Annotated in this window: 19 protein-coding genes; 3 read left to right on the top strand and 16 right to left on the bottom strand. The window is 61.5% G+C overall.

Annotated elements, in window-relative coordinates; translation table 11 throughout:
- Window positions 1–12: 12 nt before the first annotated feature.
- Complete coding sequence (gene etfB / locus J2Y83_RS26580) at window positions 13–783, top strand: electron transfer flavoprotein subunit beta (protein WP_253399799.1); 771 nt, start codon at window positions 13–15, stop codon at window positions 781–783.
- A 138-nt stretch (window positions 784–921) separates the two neighbouring features.
- On the opposite strand, the gene J2Y83_RS26575 is transcribed toward etfB, so the two are convergent.
- The 14 genes from J2Y83_RS26575 to gbcA form a co-directional block, all read right to left on the bottom strand.
- Entirely contained in the window at window positions 922–2,853 is a 1,932-nt protein-coding gene (locus J2Y83_RS26575) for a secretin N-terminal domain-containing protein (RefSeq protein ID WP_253399797.1), read from the bottom strand.
- An 18-nt stretch (window positions 2,854–2,871) separates the two neighbouring features.
- Window positions 2,872–3,360, bottom strand: coding sequence for a hypothetical protein (locus tag J2Y83_RS26570; RefSeq protein WP_253399795.1), 489 nt, complete (start codon window positions 3,358–3,360; stop codon window positions 2,872–2,874).
- Entirely contained in the window at window positions 3,357–3,893 is a 537-nt protein-coding gene (locus J2Y83_RS26565; RefSeq protein ID WP_253399793.1) for a hypothetical protein, read from the bottom strand. The genes J2Y83_RS26570 and J2Y83_RS26565 overlap by 4 nt, the downstream gene beginning before the upstream one ends.
- Before the next feature lie 6 nt (window positions 3,894–3,899).
- A complete protein-coding gene (locus J2Y83_RS26560) occupies window positions 3,900–4,457 on the bottom strand; it encodes a hypothetical protein (RefSeq protein WP_253399792.1) in 558 nt (185 codons plus the stop codon).
- Complete coding sequence (locus tag J2Y83_RS26555) at window positions 4,454–5,179, bottom strand: hypothetical protein (RefSeq protein WP_253399791.1); 726 nt, start codon at window positions 5,177–5,179, stop codon at window positions 4,454–4,456. Before J2Y83_RS26555 ends, J2Y83_RS26560 begins: the two co-directional genes overlap by 4 nt.
- A complete protein-coding gene (locus J2Y83_RS26550) occupies window positions 5,160–6,797 on the bottom strand; it encodes a GspE/PulE family protein (RefSeq protein WP_253399790.1) in 1,638 nt (545 codons plus the stop codon). The genes J2Y83_RS26555 and J2Y83_RS26550 overlap by 20 nt, the downstream gene beginning before the upstream one ends.
- 4 nt (window positions 6,798–6,801) lie before the next feature.
- The gene (locus J2Y83_RS26545) at window positions 6,802–7,986 is read right to left on the bottom strand and encodes a type II secretion system F family protein (RefSeq protein WP_253399789.1); all 1,185 of its coding nucleotides are present in this window, start codon (window positions 7,984–7,986) and stop codon (window positions 6,802–6,804) included.
- A complete protein-coding gene (locus tag J2Y83_RS26540; protein WP_253399787.1) occupies window positions 7,983–8,447 on the bottom strand; it encodes a transglycosylase SLT domain-containing protein in 465 nt (154 codons plus the stop codon). The genes J2Y83_RS26545 and J2Y83_RS26540 overlap by 4 nt, the downstream gene beginning before the upstream one ends.
- A 6-nt stretch (window positions 8,448–8,453) precedes the next feature.
- Window positions 8,454–8,888 carry a type II secretion system major pseudopilin GspG gene (gspG, locus tag J2Y83_RS26535; protein ID WP_253399786.1) on the bottom strand — a complete coding sequence of 145 codons (435 nt, stop codon included), beginning with the start codon at window positions 8,886–8,888 and terminating at the stop codon, window positions 8,454–8,456.
- 219 nt (window positions 8,889–9,107) lie between these two features.
- Window positions 9,108–10,634 (bottom strand): lytic polysaccharide monooxygenase, encoded by a 1,527-nt coding sequence (locus J2Y83_RS26530; protein WP_253399785.1) that lies wholly within the window; start codon window positions 10,632–10,634, stop codon window positions 9,108–9,110.
- A 72-nt stretch (window positions 10,635–10,706) separates the two neighbouring features.
- Window positions 10,707–11,213 (bottom strand): pilus assembly FimT family protein, encoded by a 507-nt coding sequence (locus tag J2Y83_RS26525; protein ID WP_253399784.1) that lies wholly within the window; start codon window positions 11,211–11,213, stop codon window positions 10,707–10,709.
- Window positions 11,200–11,580 (bottom strand): type II secretion system protein, encoded by a 381-nt coding sequence (locus J2Y83_RS26520; protein WP_253399783.1) that lies wholly within the window; start codon window positions 11,578–11,580, stop codon window positions 11,200–11,202. Before J2Y83_RS26520 ends, J2Y83_RS26525 begins: the two co-directional genes overlap by 14 nt.
- Window positions 11,555–12,049, bottom strand: coding sequence for a prepilin-type N-terminal cleavage/methylation domain-containing protein (locus tag J2Y83_RS26515; RefSeq protein ID WP_253399782.1), 495 nt, complete (start codon window positions 12,047–12,049; stop codon window positions 11,555–11,557). Before J2Y83_RS26515 ends, J2Y83_RS26520 begins: the two co-directional genes overlap by 26 nt.
- Before the next feature lie 786 nt (window positions 12,050–12,835).
- Complete coding sequence (gene gbcA, locus J2Y83_RS26510; RefSeq protein ID WP_253399781.1) at window positions 12,836–14,128, bottom strand: glycine-betaine demethylase subunit GbcA; 1,293 nt, start codon at window positions 14,126–14,128, stop codon at window positions 12,836–12,838.
- 283 nt (window positions 14,129–14,411) lie between these two features.
- Here gbcA and gbcB point away from each other — a divergent pair, with 283 nt between their 5' ends.
- Window positions 14,412–15,512: a glycine-betaine demethylase subunit GbcB gene (gene gbcB / locus J2Y83_RS26505; RefSeq protein ID WP_247403715.1), complete on the top strand. Its 1,101-nt coding sequence runs from the start codon at window positions 14,412–14,414 to the stop codon at window positions 15,510–15,512.
- Between the two features lie 35 nt (window positions 15,513–15,547).
- Here gbcB and J2Y83_RS26500 read toward each other — a convergent pair whose 3' ends face one another.
- Together J2Y83_RS26500 and J2Y83_RS26495 are read right to left on the bottom strand one after the other, a co-directional pair.
- Window positions 15,548–16,363, bottom strand: coding sequence for a nitrilase-related carbon-nitrogen hydrolase (locus J2Y83_RS26500; protein WP_253399779.1), 816 nt, complete (start codon window positions 16,361–16,363; stop codon window positions 15,548–15,550).
- Window positions 16,360–17,811: a purine-cytosine permease family protein gene (locus J2Y83_RS26495; RefSeq protein WP_373423803.1), complete on the bottom strand. Its 1,452-nt coding sequence runs from the start codon at window positions 17,809–17,811 to the stop codon at window positions 16,360–16,362. Before J2Y83_RS26495 ends, J2Y83_RS26500 begins: the two co-directional genes overlap by 4 nt.
- A 272-nt stretch (window positions 17,812–18,083) precedes the next feature.
- Here J2Y83_RS26495 and J2Y83_RS26490 point away from each other — a divergent pair, with 272 nt between their 5' ends.
- A complete protein-coding gene (locus J2Y83_RS26490; RefSeq protein ID WP_253399777.1) occupies window positions 18,084–19,901 on the top strand; it encodes a flavin monoamine oxidase family protein in 1,818 nt (605 codons plus the stop codon).
- Window positions 19,902–19,941: the final 40 nt, after the last annotated feature.

Below are 19,941 nucleotides of genomic sequence, written 5' to 3'. Positions count from 1 at the left end.
AAGGATAGGGTCATGAACACGCATGTAATCAGTCTGGTTTCCATCGGCGCCCACCCCACCTCCGGGCGCCCGCGCCGCGCCGAGCAGGACGCGCGTGCGGTCGAGCTGGGCCTGCAGATGGCTGGGGATAAGTTGCAGGTGCTGCATGCCGGCAACATCGCCGAGCCCACGCTGCGCAGCTACCTGGGCATGGGGCTGGCGCAATTGCATGTGCTCGAACAACCGGCCGGCGCGGATGCCTTGCCGGTGCTCAGCGAGTATCTGCGCGACGCCGGCGCCCAGGTCGTGCTCACCGGCAGCCAGGCCGAAACCGGCGAAGGTTCGGGGATGTTGCCGTTCCTGCTCGCCGAACACCTGGGCTGGCCGCTGATTGTCGGGCTGGCGCAGGTGGAGTCCATCGACAGCGGCGTGGCCCACGTGCTGCAAGCCTTGCCACGCGGGCAGCGGCGGCGCTTGAAGGTGCGCCTGCCGTTTCTGGCCACGGTGGATAACGCCGCGCCCAAGCCTCGACAAAGCGCGTATGGCCCGGCGCAACGCGGCGAACTGGCGGCCCACGAGGTCGCGGTTGAAGAGGATGAGTTATTCACCGGCGCCGTGCTGCAACCGGCCAAGCCCCGGCCCAAGCGGCTCAAGGTGATCAAGGCCAAGAGCGGCGCGGATCGGATGAAGGCCGCCACGGCCAAGGCCAGTGGCGGCGGTGGGCAGGTGCTCAAGGGCCTCAGCCCTGAAGCGGGCGCTGAAGCCATTCTCAAGCTGTTGGTTGAGGAAGGCGTGGTTCGCTGATCTGCAAACACTGCAACACACCTGTGGGAGGGAGCTTGCTCCCGATAGCGGTGTACCAGTCGCCGAAAATATTGACTGATCTACCGCTATCGGGGGCAAGCCCCCTCCCACAGTTTGATCGTCGATCTGGCCATGAAATTAAGGGGGTGTCGGTGCCGGTGTCGGCGCTGGTTTGGGCACCAGGTCTGGCAATGGCGGCGGCAATGCCTGCCACGTTCCATCCGACGGCTGCATCGGCGTGGGAAACGCCGGGGTAGGGTCGCCCCCAGTGGGTTTGAGGATCATTTTTTCGGTGGTATCGCGCAGGATCATGCCCTCGGTCGAACTGCGCGCTTCGGTGCCGCTGTGGAAGGTGCTGATCTGGGAAATCGGCAGGTCCAGGTTGCGTTCGATCCGGGGCGTCAGCAGCAGGATGATTTCGGTCTTCTGCTGGGTGTTCTGATTGGTGCCGAACAGCTTTTTGCCGATCCACGGGATCTGGCTCAACCACGGCAACCCCGAGCCTTCGTCGACGTCCGCCGTGCGGATCAGCCCCGAGACGATCTGGGTTTCATTGTTGCGTGCGGTCAGCAGGGTCTTGGTCGCGCGTGAACCGAGTTCGAAGGTGGCCGGTACGTTTTCCGAGCCGGGAATGCGTTTGGTGATATGGCTCATTTCCACGTTCAGTTCCAGGTTCACCTCATCGCTCAGGCTGATGTTGGGCTTGACGGTAATCTGCAGGCCCACGTCCTGGTAAGACACCGACGAGGTGGTGATCTGGTTGGCGGTGGTGGTGGTCACCACGGGGATTTTGTCGCCGATATTGACCTGGGCTTCTTCGCGGTTGCGCACGCGTACCCGTGGGTTGGCCAGGGTCACGGTGTTGCCGCTGCGTTGCAGCATGTTGATGCGCGCCGAGGTGCTGCCGGCGTCCAGCAGGATGTTGTCGCTGTTAAGTCCACGCAATGCGCTGAGAGGGATGCCCGCCAGCCCGGCGGGCACATTGGCCAGGTTGCCCACCGACACGCCGATGCTCTCCGGGTATTTGATGCCCAGGTTCAGTTCGTCGGTCAGGCTGACTTCCAGCACCTGGATATCGATGGTCACTTCCGACTGCGCGATATCAATGGCCTCCACCAGTTTTTCCACGGCGCTCAGCGTATCCAGGCCGTCGCGCACGATCACTGCGTTGAGGCGTTCATCCACCAGCACTTCCTTGGGCTTGAGCACCTGCTTGATCTCGGCGGCGATGACCTTGGGGTCGCCGTGGCTGAGGTAGAAGGTGCGGACCGCCAACTCGCGGTATTCACGTTCTTTGTCCGGGCGCCGGGGGTAGACCAGGATGGTGTTGGCGTTGAGGATTTTCTTGTCCAGGCCTTGGGTGGCCAGCAGCAGGTTGAGCGCGTCTTCGGCGGTGGTTTTGCTCGCGGTCATGCTGGCCGAGGCGCTGGGGTTGACGTCTTTGTCGATGACGAAGTTGACCCCCGACAGGCGCGCGATGGTCTCGAAAATCGTGCTCAGGCTTTGCGCGCTGAACTCCAGGCTCAAGGGTTTGCGCATGGCTTGCGACAGGTCCGCGCTGAGATAGTCGGCGCTCACCAGTTCGCGGGTCAGGGCGTTACGCAAGTCCAGGGCTTCTCGGTAGTTGGGTTTTTGCGCGATGATCTGGCGCACCAGATTGAGCGCTTCCACCGGGTTGGTGCGTCTCATTTCGTAGGCCCGCGCCAATTGCGGGCGCAGTTGTTTCATGGCCTGGATGCTTTGGATTTCCTGGCGCGCACCGAGGTTGCCGGGGTCGTATTTGAGGATCGTTTCCAGTGCGCGGATGGCCGCCGCATCGTCGCCGCGCATCAGCGCGGTGCTGGCCTCGCGGCTGTACTGGGCGACCAGCAATTCGAGCTTGCTGAACTGGGCGGTGCGCAATTGCACATCGTCGGGATCGTCCTTGGCTTCGGCCTGGAGCACTTCGACCGAACGCACAATGTCGCCCTGCCGGCGCAACTCATCGCTCTGCTGGATGGCGCGTTGAGTCTCACAGCCATTGAGCAGCATCAGCGCCAGGCCCAGGGACATCCGCATACGTATCGCCATGATCGTGCCCGTCCCCGCTCAGTGAGTGCTCAGGCGCAGGGTGCTGACATGCTTGAGCGGCATGTAGGTCAGCACCACGGCGCTGTCAGTGAGTTTGTCCAACCGGTAGTGGGCGTCGAGCATCTTGCCGGGCACGATGCGCCCGGGCACCGAGCAGCGGTTGCACAAGGTGTACTGGTTGCCATTGCCGCTGAGCACGACGATGTTCGATTGGTTCTGATAGCGCCACTGCGCACTGACGGTGAACGGCAGCGGTGGGGGCGCGGATGCCGAGGTGTCGACCGGTTTGGGCGGCGGCGGCGGGGTCCAGGTTTGCGCGGGGAACAGGTCGACGACCGCCACTGATGTTTCGGGGAGCGGCAGGGCGGCTGGCGCAGGCTCCATCGGTTTGCTCGCAACGGGTGTTGGCGCGTCGGCGGGGCGGTCCGGGGTGTCTTGCCAGAACAGCCAGCCGCAGCCGAGCAGGGTCAGCAGCAACACCACGCGCAAATACAGCGGCAGCTTCATTCGACCACCCCCAACACACTGACCTTGAGGCCGATGCTGAGCATGCCGCTGGTGATTTCCTTGCGCTCCAGGGTCACGTTTTCGATGCGCACGGCCGGTTCTTTCGCGAGGTCGGCCAGGGTCTCGCGCAGCAGGATGTAGGGGCCGACGAGGGGAATCTCCGCGTCCAGGCGTTGCAAGCCGGTGTCGCCCGGCGCGGAGTAGGCCAGGGTCGTCTGCTCGATGATAAACCCGCGTTGGGTGAGGATACCCAGCAGCTTCTCCAGACGGGGGGCGAAGTCCTCTGCGCTGGGCAAACGTTCGACCACCGCCGGTTCGGTGACTTGAACCTCCTGGGGGTGTTCGGCGATGCCGGCCTGCAGTTCCTGGCGGCGCAGGTCGTCGCTGCGGCCCGCCGGATAAATGATCGCCACGTCAATCGCCAGCGCCGCCGCCATCACCCCCAGCGCCAGCAAGCCCGGCACGCCCAGGCGCTGTTGCCATTGCATCAGTTGCCAGCGCAGGCGCGGCAGGTGGCGAGTGACGGCGTCCATCGGCGATTATCCCGCGCCGACGCTGAGTTTGACCTGCACCGGGTGCTGCGGGTCGTTGGTCTTGCGCGCGCTTTGTTGCAGGTTCACCTCGACGCCCGGTTGGGCCTTGAGCCGTTCGACGAAGCGAAAGGCGTCGCCCAACCCTTTGGCCTCCAGATCCAGGTGCAGCCGTTGGCTCTGTGTGTTGACCTCCAGGCGGGTCAGGGCGACCTCCCGGGACCAGGCTTGAGCCACGGCGTCCATCGGCGCGAAGGGCGTGGCCGCCTGTTGGGCAAAGCTGGCCAGCTGTTGTTTTTGCCGCGGCGACAGGTGGCTGGCGGCCTGGATCAATTGCTCCTGGCGGCGGGTCAGTTGGATGTAGTGTTGCTCCAGTTCATCGGTCTGTTGTTGCCGCTGCTCCATGCGTTGCCATTGCAGCCAGGTGTGCAAGGCGAGTACTGCGGCGACCAGCCACAGCAGGCCGACCAGCGGCCGGTAAAGGGCGTTGGGGCGCAGGAAGTCGACGCTGGGCGAGCGCGTCGGTTGCCAGGCGTCGGCGAGACGGGATCTCAACCGGGCGATCATGGACAGGTCTCTTCCAGCCATGGATGCAGTGGCCCCAGCCAGTGTTCGGTGGGGCTGTGGGTGACGACCCGGATCGCCGGCGCGTGCCGTTGCGCGAGCAGGTCGGCGGCGAACAGGTTGTCGCTCAAGGCGCTGCCGGGTTGTGTCGGCATCACGCAGACTTGATCGGCGACGCCTTGGTGCCGGTAGAGGCAACTGAGGCTTTCGGCTTCGCGGATCGCCAGCACGCAGTCGGCAGGCAATTGCCGCCAGTATTGCTGCGCGACGGCCGTCAGCAGCGGTGCGCAGGTCACCAGGGGCAACTGGCGCAGTTTGAACAGGTCACGCAGGTCTTGCAGCAGGTCCCGCGCGGTCGCCACGGCCAGGCGCTCATGGCCGAAGGCGCCGTTGGCGAGCCGCACCTGCCACTGCTCAGGGTCGAGGCCCGTCTGTTGGCTGAAGGTGGCCTCGGCGAAGCCTTGCCAATCGCTTGCGCTGTACAGGCCGGTTTGCCACGGCAGCATCAGGTAGTGCACGTGGGGAAACCCCAGCAGCAGCGTGGCCCGGTCCAAAAAGCGCATGCGGCCCCGAGGGGCCTGTTCCAACAGGTCGGCGCAGGCGCTCAGCGGTTCGCCGGCCTGCCGCGCGCGCCAGACATTCGCGCCGCGCCAACGAGGGCGCGCGGCCCAGGCGGCGCCCGCGCTGTGCAGCCACACCACGTGCTCAATAAAGGGAAATGACACGATGGATCTCCTTGAGCGTGGTGTCGCCCTGGGCCGCGTGAGCCAGGGCGATATCGCGGATGAACACATGCCCGGCTTCGCGCGCCAGTTCCCGCAAGGTGGCGGCTGAGCTGCGGTTGAGCAGGCCGTCCTTGATGCTGTCGGTTACCGTCAGCACTTCCGCGAGGGCGAGGCGGCCGCGATATCCGGTGTGGCGACAGCCCTCGCAGCCTTTGCCCACGCGGTAATGGCCGCGTTTGAGCTGGGCCTCGGGCAGTTGGGCGAGCCGGGCGATGTCCTCGTCGGGCTTGGCGGCCACGCCGCAGTCCGGGCAGATGCGCCGTACCAGACGCTGGGCCACCACGCCATTGAGGGCCTCGACGAAACTGGCGGGGTCGACGTCCATGTAGGTAAAGCGCTCCAGCACACTGAACGCGCTGTTGGCATGCACCGACGACAGCACCAGATGTCCGGTCAAGGCTGCCTGTACGGCGATCCCCGCCGTCTCGCCGTCGCGGATTTCGCCCACCAGGATCGTGTCCGGGTCATGCCGCAGGATCGAGCGCAGGCCACGGGCGAAGGTCAGGCCCTTCTTGTCGTTCACCGGGATCTGCAGCACGCCGGGCAGTTCGTATTCCACCGGGTCTTCGATGGTGATGATTTTCTTCTCGCCGGTATTGGTCTCCGACAAGGCCGCATACAGGGTGGTGGACTTGCCGCTGCCGGTAGGCCCCGTCACCAGCAACATGCCGTAGGGCTCGCTGGCCAGCACGCGGATGCGGGCGATGGTGTCGGCGGCCAGCCCGAGGCTTTCCAGGCTCAGGGACTCGCCGCGCTGGGATTTGTCGAGGATGCGCAGTACCGCGTCCTCGCCATGGATACTGGGCATGATCGACACCCGGAAATCCACCTCGCGGCCCTGGATTTTCATCTTGAAGCGACCGTCCTGGGGCACCCGGCGCTCGCCGATATCCAGCTCCGACAACACCTTGATGCGTGACAGCGCCTGCTCGGCCATGTCCAGCCCGCTGGCCTGGCCCATCTGCTGCAACACGCCGTCGATGCGGTACTTGATCACCAGGCCCTGGGGCGTGGTTTCCACATGGATATCGCTGGCGCGGCTTTGCAGTGCATCGAACAGCATGGAGTTGACCAGGCGCACCACCGGGTTGTCATCGCGGGCGATGCTGCTCAGGGATATTTCCTGGGCGGTTTGGCTGACCTGGGCACTGTCGTCGTCCTCACCGAACGGTTGCATCACCCGTTGGCTGGCTTCGGCCAGGGTCAGTTGGGCTTTGACCGCGCCGGGCAGGCTCATGGCCAGGGGTAAGGCGCGAAGGCTTGGGGTGGACTGAATCCAGTGGCGGTCGGCCAGGGTAAAAGGCGCGCCGAGCACCAGGCAGGGACGCTCCTGATAGTCCACGGGCAGTACGGTGTGAGTCAGTGCCTGGGGTAGTGGCAACAGGTCGAAGCGCCAATGATCGACGAGGTCCGCCGGTACGATGGGGATCAGGTTCAGGGGGGCGGCGATGGTCGACAGCTGCTCGGGTGCCTGGTGCAACACTTCCAGCAGGTAATTGGCCAAGGACATTCCGCGCTGGTCCGCCAGTGCTTGCCATTGCCGTGTCTGCTCGCTCATCGCGCTACCCCTGAATGGAACCCGCCAGCTCGAAAATCGGCATGTACAACATGAACACGATCAACCCGATCAACCCGCCCACCACCAACATCAACAGCGGCTCGAAGACCTTGCTGAACAGCTCGATGGCCCGCTCCAGTGCTTCATCGTGGAACTGCGCGATGCGCTCGCACATGGCCGCCAACTCACCGCTTTGCTCACCCACCCGTAACAGGCGTTCGGCCACGGCGGTGGTCAGTTGATGGCGCGCCAGCGACGTGGACAGCGGCTGGCCGGCCTGGATGTCGGTCATGGCCTGACGCAGCGCGCCTTGACGCTCGGCAGGCAGCAACGCGCCGGACAGTTCCACCGCCGTGACCACCGGCATCCCGCCCATCAGCAGCATGCCGACGGTGCGGTAGAAGCGCGCGAGGATAAACAGCGTGCGCTGCGCACCCAGGCTGGGAATTTTCCAGAACAGCCGGGCGGCGCGGCGCTTGAACCCGGCGCTGCGCAATAACAGCACCAACCCGGCGATCGCCAGCGCCAGGCCGAGCAGCAGCTCCATGCCACGCGTGTCCACCAGCGCGCCCCACCACACCATGAACCGTGCGGTCGCCGGCAAGTCGGCGACCGCATCGAACACCGAGGCAAAGCGCGGGATCACGAAAAACAACAGGAACAGCAGGATCAACGCACCCACGCTGAGCACCACCAGCGGGTACATCAGCGCGCCGCTGACGCGTTTTTTCACGGCTTGCAGATGCGCCTCGAAATGGTGGTAACGGCGCAGGGCGACGGCCAGTTGGCCGCTGTGTTCCGAGGACGCCACGGTGGCGATCAGCAGCGAAGGAAAAATCTCGGGTTTGAGCTGCATGGCCTTGGACAGCGAATTGCCCTCGTACATCGACCCCAGCAAGTCGCTCATGACCTGGCGATTGATCCCGGGGGGCGCCTTGTCGCGCAGGGTTTCCACCGCTTCCACCAGCACCAGCCCGGCGTCCAGCAGCACCACCAGTTCCTGGATAAACAGCCCCAGGGCGAACCGGGCGCGGCGGCTGGGCAGTTTCAATGCGCGGCGCGCCTGCAACGAGATGACCTGGGCGCCGTCGGCCTGCAGTTGCTGGCGTGCGTGGGCCAGGTCGAGGGCTTGCAGGCGCAGGCGCTGCAAGTGGCCGTCGCGGATGATGCGGGCGTCGATGTCGATCATGGGGTTTGCCTGGCGAGTTGCTGGCGCTGTTGCTGCAACGCGTCGTAGTAGCGCCATACCGCCAGGGCATAGCGTGAGCGCCGCGCTTGCCGATCCGGTCGGGTTCCGGCGTTATAGGCGCCCACGGCCTGCCAGCCATAACCCTGCTCGCGGATAAACCCGGCGAGGAGCCACGCGCCCACCATCACACTGGTACAGGGCTGCGTGAGCAGGTGCTGTTCGGTGATGCCGAACCGGGCCAGCGCGGGCAAGTGGCGGCTGTTGATTTGCATCAGACCGATGTCCTGGCTGCCATCGCGGTTGACGTTGCGCGCGCCGGGGTTGAGACCGGATTCGACCTTGGCAATGGCGTACAGCAAAAGCGGATCGACGTGGTAACGGCTGGCTGCCGATTGCCAGCAGTCGGCCCGGGCGGTGTCTGCGAGGCACAGCAGGGTCAGGAGGATGCGCAGCGTGTGCATGGCGGGTCACAGGCCGAACACAATATCGGCGTTGGTGCCTTCACCGCCGGCCTTGCCGTCGCGGCCCAGGGAGATGATGTCCACCTCGTTGGGCGGCGTGCCGGGGTTTTTGTATGCGTAGGGCGTGTTCCATGGGTCCGGCGGCGCGGCTTTGGGCAGGTACGGCCCGTGCCAGTTCGGTTCGCTGGCGGGGCGTTCGGTCAGGGCGCCGAGGCCGAGGGTTTCGGCGGGGTAATGGCCGTTGTCCAGGCGGTATTGGTGCAGGGCGTCGCCCAGGGATTTCATCTGGCCCTTGGCGGTTTGCACCTTGGCCAGTTCCAGGCGGTCGAACATCTTCGGGCCGACGTAGCCGGCGAGCAGGGCGATGATCAGCAGGACGACCAGCAACTCCAGCAAGGTGAAGCCGCGTTGGGGGCTGTGGATAACGGTGCGTGTGCGCATGGAGATACCCTGTTGGGAGTGCCAAGGTACGGCGGTTGTGTATCACTCTCCCGGCCCGTTTTTTTGACGGGCACCGCCGGTAGAACTTCGTTAGAACATATGCAGTTCAGATACATCGTTAACTGTAGCGTTGCTCGATATAAGGCGCCGCAAGGCGCCCTATAACGTTTGGAACTTACGCTTATCCATTAACTGAATATGCGCAGGTGCATCGACGGTTTATTGAACTTCGTCCCATGCTTGCTCCCACGCCGTGCCCGAACCAGGGGCGTAGGCCCACGCCGCGCCTGCACACCAGGCGGTGTAAGGGTGAGGCTTGCATTGATAATTTTTGCCGTTGTTGGTCACGATGTCGCCGGCTTTATAAGCGGTGCCTTCCTTGTATGCCGGGTGCTCGCCGCCGCCGCCACCAGGCGTGACCGTAAAGTCAAACACCGCTTGGTCGGTTTTGCCGTTTTGGGTGTCGCGAACACTCAGCCGTGCCTTGAATATCGTCGGCTGCGTGACGGTGTAGGCTTTGCCGTTGACCGTCGCGTCGTCGGTTGGGCCAGTCATCCCGGCGACTGCCCAGTTATAGAGCAAGGGGCCATTACTGCCGGATGATGAGGTACCACTGAACGTAAAGGTTTGTCCCGACGTCAATGATGTCGGGCCGGTGATCCTCGCGACCGGCGGTGCGGGGTTGACAGGCTCGGGTCCTCCGCCAGGAATGATTGACATGGCTTTGGAAGATTTTTCGTCAGCCAGATAGACCAGATTCTTCGTGGCGTCTGTGGTGTTGTAGACAATGCTGGCGCCTTTCAATTCTCCTACCTGCACAATCGAGGCGTAGGGCTTCAGCGCTTGTACAAGCCCGGGTCCCCAAACAGTGGGGGCCGCGTTAGTTATCGGGTATTGCAGGTCTACCGTTTCGTTGTAGGACTTGCTTGATCCAAGTACCCGGAAATGGATGGTATCCCCTTGTTTCGGAGTGAATCCCTGAGGTTGGAAAAGGCCGTTGGCGTGCCACTCCGGTGTTGGGGTGGGCCCATCGTTATGGAGCGTGATATCGCTGCAATTATAAAAACCCTCGCCAGCCGGATCGATGCGCTGGAAGCGGGTGAAGAGCACCGCATCGCCGGTGCGCCCGTTAGGTATGGCGACGTTGAATTTGAAATAACCCTGCAATCCACCCACTGACGGTGGCTGCTCGCCCCAATCGGTTCGTGCGACCGTGACGGTTTCCTCGTGGAGCAACTCCAGGTCGCTCCACTTCAATGGCATTGTGGCGGGGTTGTAACTGGATTTACTGAGGTAGATCTGCACGATGCTGCTGACATGCGGTGCGGTACCGACAATACGCACTTCCGCAACACCATTTTTTGTCGTCATCGGTGTTTTGTGCCAGTTCGCCGAAGGTGTGTTGAGACCCTCCATCAGCGGGTTGGCGGCCGAGCAGAGTTTTCCATTGGGTATCAGTGTCTCTACGGTTTCCTGGTTGGTGTAGTCGTACCCATCGTCTGCTTTGATCAGCTTTGCCACTTCGTTCCATTGTTGGCCGGGGTGAGTACCGCTGGTTTTATTCAGCTCATTACAACCTTTGTCGGCAGGGTTTCCGCTCCAGAAGTCCGGCTGTGTGTAGCAGTACAGTTGTCGTGCAATGGGGATATCCGTTGCAACGTGGGCCAACGCCAGCATGGGTAGTAGTGTTATACCTATCAGCGCCCATTTAAGGAGCTGTTGTATATGCCGCTGTAAGCTTTTCATGTGTGTGTACCTTCAATTCAGATAAACAAGTTCCGAACTGCTGGAACGACCAGTAGGTTGGTTCAATTGGCATCATCGGGTCGGCTGATCTCCCTCGGGACCGGTGCGGGTTGCAGGGTTACTCTGTCCAGGGCCATACAGAAACACCCACCCTTGATAACTGCTCTGTCCTGTAAAACTGTGGTTAATGACGGAAAAGTTGCCTTGCTTGAACGGCGTGCCCTGGGCGTTGCTGAACACGCCCATGATGGTTTCGCCAGGGCCTTTGACCACGCCCCACTCGGCGTTGCCGGTCAGCGGGTCGTCGTAGACCCGGCGCAGGTAGCGCTTGATGGTCGGTTGGCGGCGGTCGAGCACCAGATCTTCGAGGGTTTTTGGAAAGGTATTACCGGCCGCGTAATACAGGCCGATTGCCCGGCGGATTTCATTCCCGCGGGCGAGCAGTTCCCGTTCGCGCTCGCGCTGCAGCACGCTGGACCACAGGCTGCCCACTTCCATCAGCATCACGGCCACCACGGCCACCGTCACCAGCATGCCCATGAACACCGAGCCGCGCTGGGGCTGTTTACCATTGCGCATAGGTGCTCCCGTCGTTCGCGTTGCCGGGGGCGCCGCTGCGCACGTCGCCCAGGCCCTGTTCGTCGGAAGGTTGCAATTGCCAGGTGTCGCGCTTGCCGGTCAGCGGGTCGAGGGGGATTTCCCGCAGGTAGCGGCGCTCCACCAGGGTTTGCAGGGACTCGGGGTTACTGCCGTGGTCTTCGCGGTATTGGTCCAGCGCCTGGCGGATCGAGGACAGGTTATGGCGCAGCACGGTTTCCTGGGCCTTGGTGTGCTGGCGAAAGTATTGGGGGGTCACCAGGGTCATGAGCGTGGCGATGATGGCCATGACCACCAGCAACTCAATCAGGGTAAAACCCCGATCACCACTGGCTGTATAACGTGCCATTCAAACTCTCCTGGGGGCTTCGGGATGAAACGTCAAATACATCTTCTCCCTCTTGTGGGTTATCGGCGGTGCTCTTGTAGCTGCGCAGTTGCCAGGTCTGCGCGGGCGACAGTTCGGGGCACTCGCAGAGAGGGTCGCGGGGGATGCGGCGCAAGAAGAAGAGTTTTTTGCCTGTGAGATCGGTCTTGTCCGTGACCCCGTCGACCAGTACTTGCAGGGTCGGTGGATAACCGCTGTCGCCGATGCTTTTTTCGATACGGCCGTCGTCGCTGGCTTCTTTGTAGGAATCAATCGCGCGGCGTATTTCCCGCAACGAATGTTGCAAGTCGAGTTCTCGGTCGCGTTTACCCATCAACGCCGTCAGCGGATAAGCAACTGTCGAAAGCGTGGCCAGCAAGGCCAGCGTCAGTAGTAATTCAATCAGCGTAAAACCATTGGCGCAGTGATGGCTGGGCGTGCCCTGCCGCATCACTGTTGTTACCTCGCTCTATTGCGCCAAGGACTGCTGCATTAACCCAGGCCAGTGGAATTAACTGCAAGGATGAGTGTAGATGAACTTTAAATATGAGTGTTTTTTGTACAGGTCGTAGATGAGCGGTCATTTACCCACACAGGCTGTGCGCCTGGCTGTGGATAAGATGTTGGTGGTTGTCCACAGGGCACGTGAATCAAGGGTTGCAGCAGCCCGTATAAAAAATGATCAGGTTAAGTGGCGGTTTTTACGGGATTTTTTCTGTCGGCAAGGGTTCGACTTGCCCCCAAAGTCTGTTGGCGCTTCTGTGGATAAGATGTTTGCTCTCGGCTGCAAGCCATATAGACAAAGGCTTTCAGTGATGTGGTCAAAAAACGCTCAATTTGCTTCTCTGGCGGGTTAAAAACCCTGAAAGCCGCGATTTATGAAGGTTTGAAGAGGTTTTCCACAGCCTGGTCAAAGTTGCCCCCAAAGTCTGTTGGTGCTTCTGTGGATAAGGTGTTCGCGTACCGCTGCAGGGCACGGTTTATATAGCTTACGCGGAGTTGTTCAAAAAATGACCAGTGGCGTCTTGAAACGGCCAAGTCGAATAAGTCACGGATTTTCTTGATTTAATTTCCACGGGCAGGCGCACTTGCCCACAATTGTTGTGGGTGGCTCTGTGGATAAGTTGTTAGGCAACGGCTGGAGGGCAGGCGGCGAGAGGGGTTTCGCGGGGTTGATCAAGTTTTGATCAGTGTGCAACCCAATGGGGGGCGAGCAAGCCCGCTCCCCCAGAGGCGGTTATTGGGCGGCTACGCCTTTGAGGTAGGGTGCCGGCGCCGCGCCGAGGTTGCTCAGCATGCGCTCGCTGTACCAGTCGATGAAGTTCACCACGCCGAACTCATAGGTCTTGGAGTAAGGACCGGGCTGGTAAGCGGTGGAGTTGATCCCGCGCTGGTTTTCTTCGGCCAGGCGACGGTCCTGGTCGTTGGTGGCGTCCCATACTTGGCGCATGCGCTCCACGTCGTAGTCCACGCCTTCGACCGCGTCCTTGTGGACCAGCCACTTGGTGGTGACCATGGTTTCCTGGGCGCTGATCGGCCACACGGTGAACACGATGACGTGGTCGCCCATGCAGTGGTTCCACGAATGCGGCAGGTGCAGGATGCGCATCGAGCCCAGGTCCGGGTTCTTGATGCGGCCCATCAACTTTTTGCAGCCCTGTTTGCCGTCCAGGGTCATCGACACGGTGCCCTTGAGCAGCGGCATGCGCACGATGCGGTTGCGCAGGCCGAAGCTGGCGTGGGCGTAAGGGATCTTCTCGGCGTCCCAGGCGGCGGCGCTAGCGGCCACGTGGTCCTTGAAGGCCTGGTCGGCGCGCGGGTCGGTGACGTCGTCCCATTCGAGCAGGGTTTTCAACAGCTCGGGGTGCGAGGCGTTGCAGTGGTAGCACTCGCGGTTGTTTTCCAGCACCAGCTTCCAGTTGGCCTTTTCCATCAAGGTGGTTTGCACCGCCACCTTGGTGTTCTCCATGTCGTAGGGTTCCATGTAGTGGTTCAGGGTCGACAGGAAGTCATCGATGGCCGGCGGGTTCTGCGCCAGGCTGATGAAGATGTAGCCGCCGGCGGTCTTCACGTTGATCGGCTTGAGGCCGTACTGCTTCATGTCGAAGTCGGCGCCCATCTCGGTGCCGGCGAACAGCAGGCGGCCGTCCAGTTCGTAGGTCCACTGGTGGTACGGGCACACCAGCTTGGCGACCTTGCCTTTGTCGCTGGTACACAAGCGCGAACCGCGGTGGCGGCAGACGTTGTGGAACGCATGCACCACGCCTTCGGCGCCACGGATCACGATGATCGGGTTCTTGCCCACTTGCAGGGTCAGGAAGTTGCCCTTGGTGGGGATCTCGCAGGTCATGCCGGCGATCAACCACTCTTTCTGGAAGATCTCCTGCATGTCGATATCAAACAACCGCTCATCAGAGTAGAACGGCTGTGGCAGCGAGAATGTACGCTCGCGCTCTTGCAGCATCTGCGCGGTGGCCTTGCGTGCGGGTTCCAGCGGATCGCCCAAGCTTAAGGTTGCGGTGACGTCCATCGTATGTGTCCTCATGGCCATTCTGTGTGGCCGGCGAAAAGTGGCTGAACAGGTTTGCAGCAAGGCGTAAAGAAAGTGTCGTTGTTGGCAGCGAGTGTGGGGCCGCTGTTGCGGTGAACCTTATCCATGGGCGACATGGCCCAATCTGTTCCCGACGCGCAACCCTATGTCGTTGGGGGCTGGTCGCGATAAGTATGTGAATGTCGCAGATAGGTAAATGGGTGGTTCTCGCGTTACGCAGAATCGCCACTATCAAGGCCGAACCTCGGCGGTGGAGAACAGCATGTCCAGCAACTTCCTGAATCCGGTAACCACCCAGACCTGGGCCAATGGTCGGCACATCGTCCGTTGCGTCAAAGTCATCCAGGAAACCTGGGACGTGCGCACCTTCTGCTTTATGGCCGACCAGCCGATCCTGTTCTTTTTCAAGCCGGGGCAGTTCGTCACCCTGGAGCTGGAAATCGACGGTCAGCCGATCATGCGTTCCTACACCATCTCCAGCTCGCCGTCGGTGCCTTACAGCTTCTCGGTGACGATCAAGCGCGTACCCGGCGGCAAGGTCTCCAACTGGCTGCACGACACCCTGCACGAGGGCCAGGAGCTGGCGGTGCACGGGCCGGTCGGGCTGTTCAATGCCATCGATTTCAGCAATCCCAAGGTGCTGTACCTCAGCGGCGGCGTCGGCATCACCCCGGTGATGTCCATGGCGCGCTGGTATTACGATACCAACGCCAACGTCGACATGACGTTTATCCACAGTGCGCGCTCACCCAAAGACATCATCTATCACCGCGAGCTGGAGCATATGGCCTCGCGGATCGACAACTTCAGCCTGCACCTGATCTGCGAAAAACACGGCCTGGGCGAACCCTGGGCCGGGTATCGCGGCTACCTGAACCACAAGATGCTCGAATTGATGGTGCCGGACTTCCTCGAGCGCGAAGTGTTCTGCTGCGGCCCTACGCCGTACATGACGGCGGTGAAGCGCTTGCTCGAAGCCGCCGGTTTCGACATGGCGCGTTATCACGAAGAGTCGTTCGGCGCGACGCCAGCGGAGGCCCGCGCCGATGCAGTGGAACAGGCCGAACAAGCCGCCGACGCGCCGGAAGTCGACGTGGCGGATCTGCATCAGGTGGAGTTCATCGCCTCGGGCAAGAGCATTCGCGTGGCGCCGGGTGAAACCGTCCACGCCGCCGCCGCCAAGCTCGGCCTGCTGATTCCCAAGGCCTGCGGCATGGGCATTTGCGGCACATGCAAGGTGCTCAAGCTGGGCGGCGAGGTCGAGATGGACCACAACGGCGGGATTACCGAGGAAGACGAAGCCGAAGGCTACATCCTGTCGTGCTGCAGCGTGCCGAAGGGCGACGTGCGGATCGAGTTCTAAGCACGCTCATGCGCCCTGCGCGGGCGCCAGGCGTTTCAGTACAGCCCTGGGCGGCGGTCCAGATGAACGTGGTTATGCTCGCTAATGTGTTTGTTCCGGGCCTGTAGCAGCGGCAGGTCGGCGACCAGGCGCTGTTCTTGTTGATGGGAGACCCCGCCGGCCAGCGGATAGCCGTCCGCATCGACAATGACTGAGCCGCCCACCCAATTCACACCGCGCTCCTCACCGTATCGATCACACGCGGCGATAAACATCCGATTGACCGCCGCATTGGCCTGCACGCGGACGATTTCGCCTGGGCGCTCGGCGGCGGGCCGTGGGCTGTCCGGCCAATTCACTGGCGCGCACAGCAGGTCGGTACCGGCCAGGGCCGCCAGGCGGACCCACTCGGGCAGCTCAAGGTCGTAGCAGATCACCACGCCAATGCGCCCGACAGCCGTTTCCACCAGCGGCGGCGGGGCAGTGCCGGCGGTGAAGATCAGCTTTTCGCGGTCCCACAGATGCGCCTTGCGGTATACCGTCAGCCTACCGTCGGGCTCAATCAACGCGGCGCTATTGGCCACTCGGCCGGCACTCAGGCGCTCGCAGAAGCCCGCGACGACGATCAAGCCCAACTCGATAGCCAGGGCTCTCCACAGACTCAGCGTCGGGCCATCGAGCGGTTCCGACACCGCTCTGGCCTCTGCCAGGTCATTGAACGCGTAGCCGCTTTGCATGAGTTCGGGCAGCACCACCACATGGGCACCCAGGCTGGCCGCGCCACGGATCGCCGTTTCACTCAGGCGACGGTTGTCGTCGGCGTCGCCCAGGCGCGGCGCCAACTGATGGCAGACAACGCGTATCGGTGTCATGACTCATCGCCTTCAAACAGGCGTTCGCTGGCTTCAATGGCGCGTTGCTCAACGGTCAGGTCACGCGTACACGACAGCAGGCAGTAGGCAATCGCAGAAACTGCCAGGCCTACCACGAATGCAATATCGGCCCCGTCCAAGGCCTTCGCGATGGGCCCTTGGTAAAACCCCAGGGAGATGAACGGTGTCATCGCCCCCAGGCCGAGGAAATAGGAAACAAGCCCGGCACCCGACCAGCGGCCGTAGATCCCGTCCGGGTTGAAGATGTCGCTGATTGCGTATTGCCCCTTGCGGACAACATAGAAGTCCGCGAGGTTGACGGCGGTCCACGGCACCAGGAAATACAGCATCAGCAAGACGAAGGTATTGAAACTCTCCAGGTAGCTCTGCGGGATACTCAAGGCGATGGCGAAAATCACCCCGCCCACCAGGCTGATCCCCACGATGCGCCCTTTGATGCCCGGTTTGATCGACACGAAGCCGTCAATCGCGCTGATACCGGTCAGCATGGCGCCGTAACAGTTGACCGCCATGATGCCAACCAGCGCGGGTACTGCGATCAACACGGTAAAGGTGCCAAACCCTGGAAGCAGTTGGTTGCCCACCGTCTGCACGCTGCCGATGGCGTCGGGTGAGGGCAGCGCCGAGGCGAGAAACGCCCCCAGCGACATCAGCCACAGCGCCGAACTGGCAGCCCCCAGGTACGTCCAGGTGATGACCCTGCGCGACGGCGTGTCATGGGGCAGGTAGCGCGAGTAGTCCGAGACATAGACGGCGTAGCTGATCTGGTAACCCGCAGCGGCTGAAAGCTGGATCAGAAAGGCCGACCAGGAAAAATGCGCGTCGACCACCGCCGCGTCGGCCTGCAGGTTTATCACGGCAGCGACCGTGAGGACCGCGAACACACTGATCATCACGTAGGTCAGCCAGCGTTGCACGGTGTGCAGGAGGTTGTGGCCGATCACGGCAATCACCACGGCCAGGATGATCATCAAGGCGTACCACGGGGCGCGGTTGCCGGGCAGCACGGTATTGATGGCGTCGGTCGCCAGAATCACGTTGAACACGTTAAAGCCGATGTACACGAACACCACCGCGATAAAGGGCACGATTGCCCCGCGCAGGCCGAACTGTGCCCGCGACTGGATCATCTGCGGCAAACCCATGCGCGGCCCCTGGTTGGCGTGGAATGCCATGGCGAACGTGCCCAGGCACACGCCGATGACAATCGCCAGGATCGCGTACACCAGGCTCAGCCCCAACGCTGCGCCGGTAAACCCGGTGACCAGGGTGGTCAGTACGAAGTTACCGGTGAACCAGAACGGCGCCTGATGCCAGACCTTGCCGTGGCGTTCATTGCGCGGCACGTAGTCAATGGAGCGGGTTTCGATTTTCAGCGTGCTGGATGGCGCAGCCGCCGATCGGTTGGAGGGCGTGTTCATAGGCATCACGGTCTGTTTTTATTGAGTGAGGCTACGAAGAGTCTTGTAACTAAATAAATTATTGAATCGGTATTCGCAAATAGTCACTTCACGATTTTCTGAACTGATTGCCTAAACCCCCTCTGACATAGGACTTGCATTACGAATCAGCTTTTTATTTCTAAGCGATATAGAGACATCTCCTACAGCTCTCTACGCTGAGCAGCGCACCCGTCGTATTCGCCCTTCGCAGTTAAGCAGTAGGTGGACGTCCTCATTACATGCCAAGGATGATTGCCATGTCTGCTATTCCCTCCCGCAGTAAAGGCGCAGCGCGCTTGCTTGCCAACGATGTCACTGCACTTGTTCCAGACTTTCCTTTTCATTACGCCCGGTTTCTCGATACGGCCGCCCGGAACGGCACGCCGTTGGCGCAGGTGTCCCGCCTGGCGTATGGCAGCCAGGTATTGATCGTCGGCGCCGGAGTCGCTGGAATGGTGGCCGCCTATGAAACCATGCGCATGGGGTTGCACCCGGTGGTGGTAGAGGCCAGTGGCCGCATCGGTGGGCGCCTGTATTCCTATGTGACGGGTGATCCGCAAGATCCGGATAACAGTGTTATCTGCGAAATGGGAGCCATGCGCTTTCCTGTTTCAGGCAAGGCGTTGATGCACTATTTCGACAAAGTTGGCATGCGGGCCAACTCGACGGATTTTCCCAATCCGGGGTCGTCTTTTACCCCCAGCACGGTCGTCGACTACCAGCAAAAACAGGTTTATTACGAAGGCGATAATCTGCCGGTTGATTACGCCGAGATCGAGCGCAAGCTATTCGAAGTATTTCTTGAACAGGACCCGATCAAGTTCACTGAGATGGAAGCGGCAATGTCCGAGGGCAGCCTTGATCAGGCCCGGATCAAAGCCTTGTGGAACGCGATCCTTGATGCGGGTTGGGACAACCTCAGTTTTTTTGCCGCGATGGTCGAGCAGGCGGGTTGGAGTCGCGAAGATATCGATCTGTTCGGCCAGATCGGCTTCGGCACTGGCGGCTGGAATACCGATTACCCGAACTGCTTCCTGGAGGTGTTACGGGTGCTGTATACCGGGCTGGATACCAACCACAAGCTGATGTATGACGGCGCCAGCGAGCTGCCAAACCGGCTGTGGACGCGTGCCCCGGATACCTTCGACGACGCCATGGTCCATTGGCCTGCGGGCACCACCGTCCAAGGCCTGACCACTCAGGTTATCGCTCAGCCTTTGAAGCAGGAAGTGCGGCAGATCCTGCGGCGGCCGGATGGCGAGTTCGACGTGTGGGTGTTTGATCACAACCTGGGAAGCGACCGTCAATACACCTTTCCTGCCGTGGTCTATACCCCGCACAAACGGGTCCTCGACAAGTTCCGTTATATGGATGGCGCTGCCCGCTTCAACGCGATGAATGACCTGTTATCCGGCAAGGAGTGGGAAGCGGTGATGTACACCCATTACATGCAGTCGGCAAAAATCTTCGCGCAAACCAAGCGACCGTTCTGGACCGATAGGGAGGCTGATTCGCAGTACAGGATGAGTGTGACGTTGTCGGATCGAATCACCCGCGGCACCTACCTGCTGGACTATAGCGAGAGCCAGGGGCCTCACAACGGCAGTGGCCTGTTTTTGTCTTACACCTGGAATGATGACGCCCTCAAATTCCTGGGTGATCGCAGTGCGCCGCTGCCGTCCCACGTGCAGTTATGCACAACCCTGCTGGACAGCGTGTATGCCCCTCATCAGTTGAATCTGGCCGCTGAGTTCGGCATGAGCAACCCGTTTGTTGAAATCAACTGGGAAGAGCAGCCGTTTTTCCTGTGCGCGTTCAAAATGAACCTGCCGGGACAGTACGAGTACCAGCGCTTGTTGTTTTCTCAGTTCATGAACGGTGTGTCGAGCGCGAACCCCGATGGCTTCATTCTTGCGGGTGACGATGTTTCGTGGACGGGAGGCTGGGCGGAAGGGGCGGTGACGACGGCCTTGAACGCGGTAAATAAACTGGCGGTGAAATTCAACGGCGGGACCCTTCTCACCAACCGTGGTCCTATTGATGAATGGCAAGCGCTTCAGCCGAAGGCCTTGTGACCCCGCGAGTTACCGCCGTCCCGCGTCGCAGGTCATGAGC

Origin of the sequence: Pseudomonas marginalis, assembly GCF_024169655.1 — a bacterium.
GTDB classification, from domain to species: domain Bacteria; phylum Pseudomonadota; class Gammaproteobacteria; order Pseudomonadales; family Pseudomonadaceae; genus Aquipseudomonas; species Aquipseudomonas paraveronii.
Note: the sequence above shows the minus strand (reverse complement) of the source record. Positions and strands in the feature narration are given on the sequence as shown.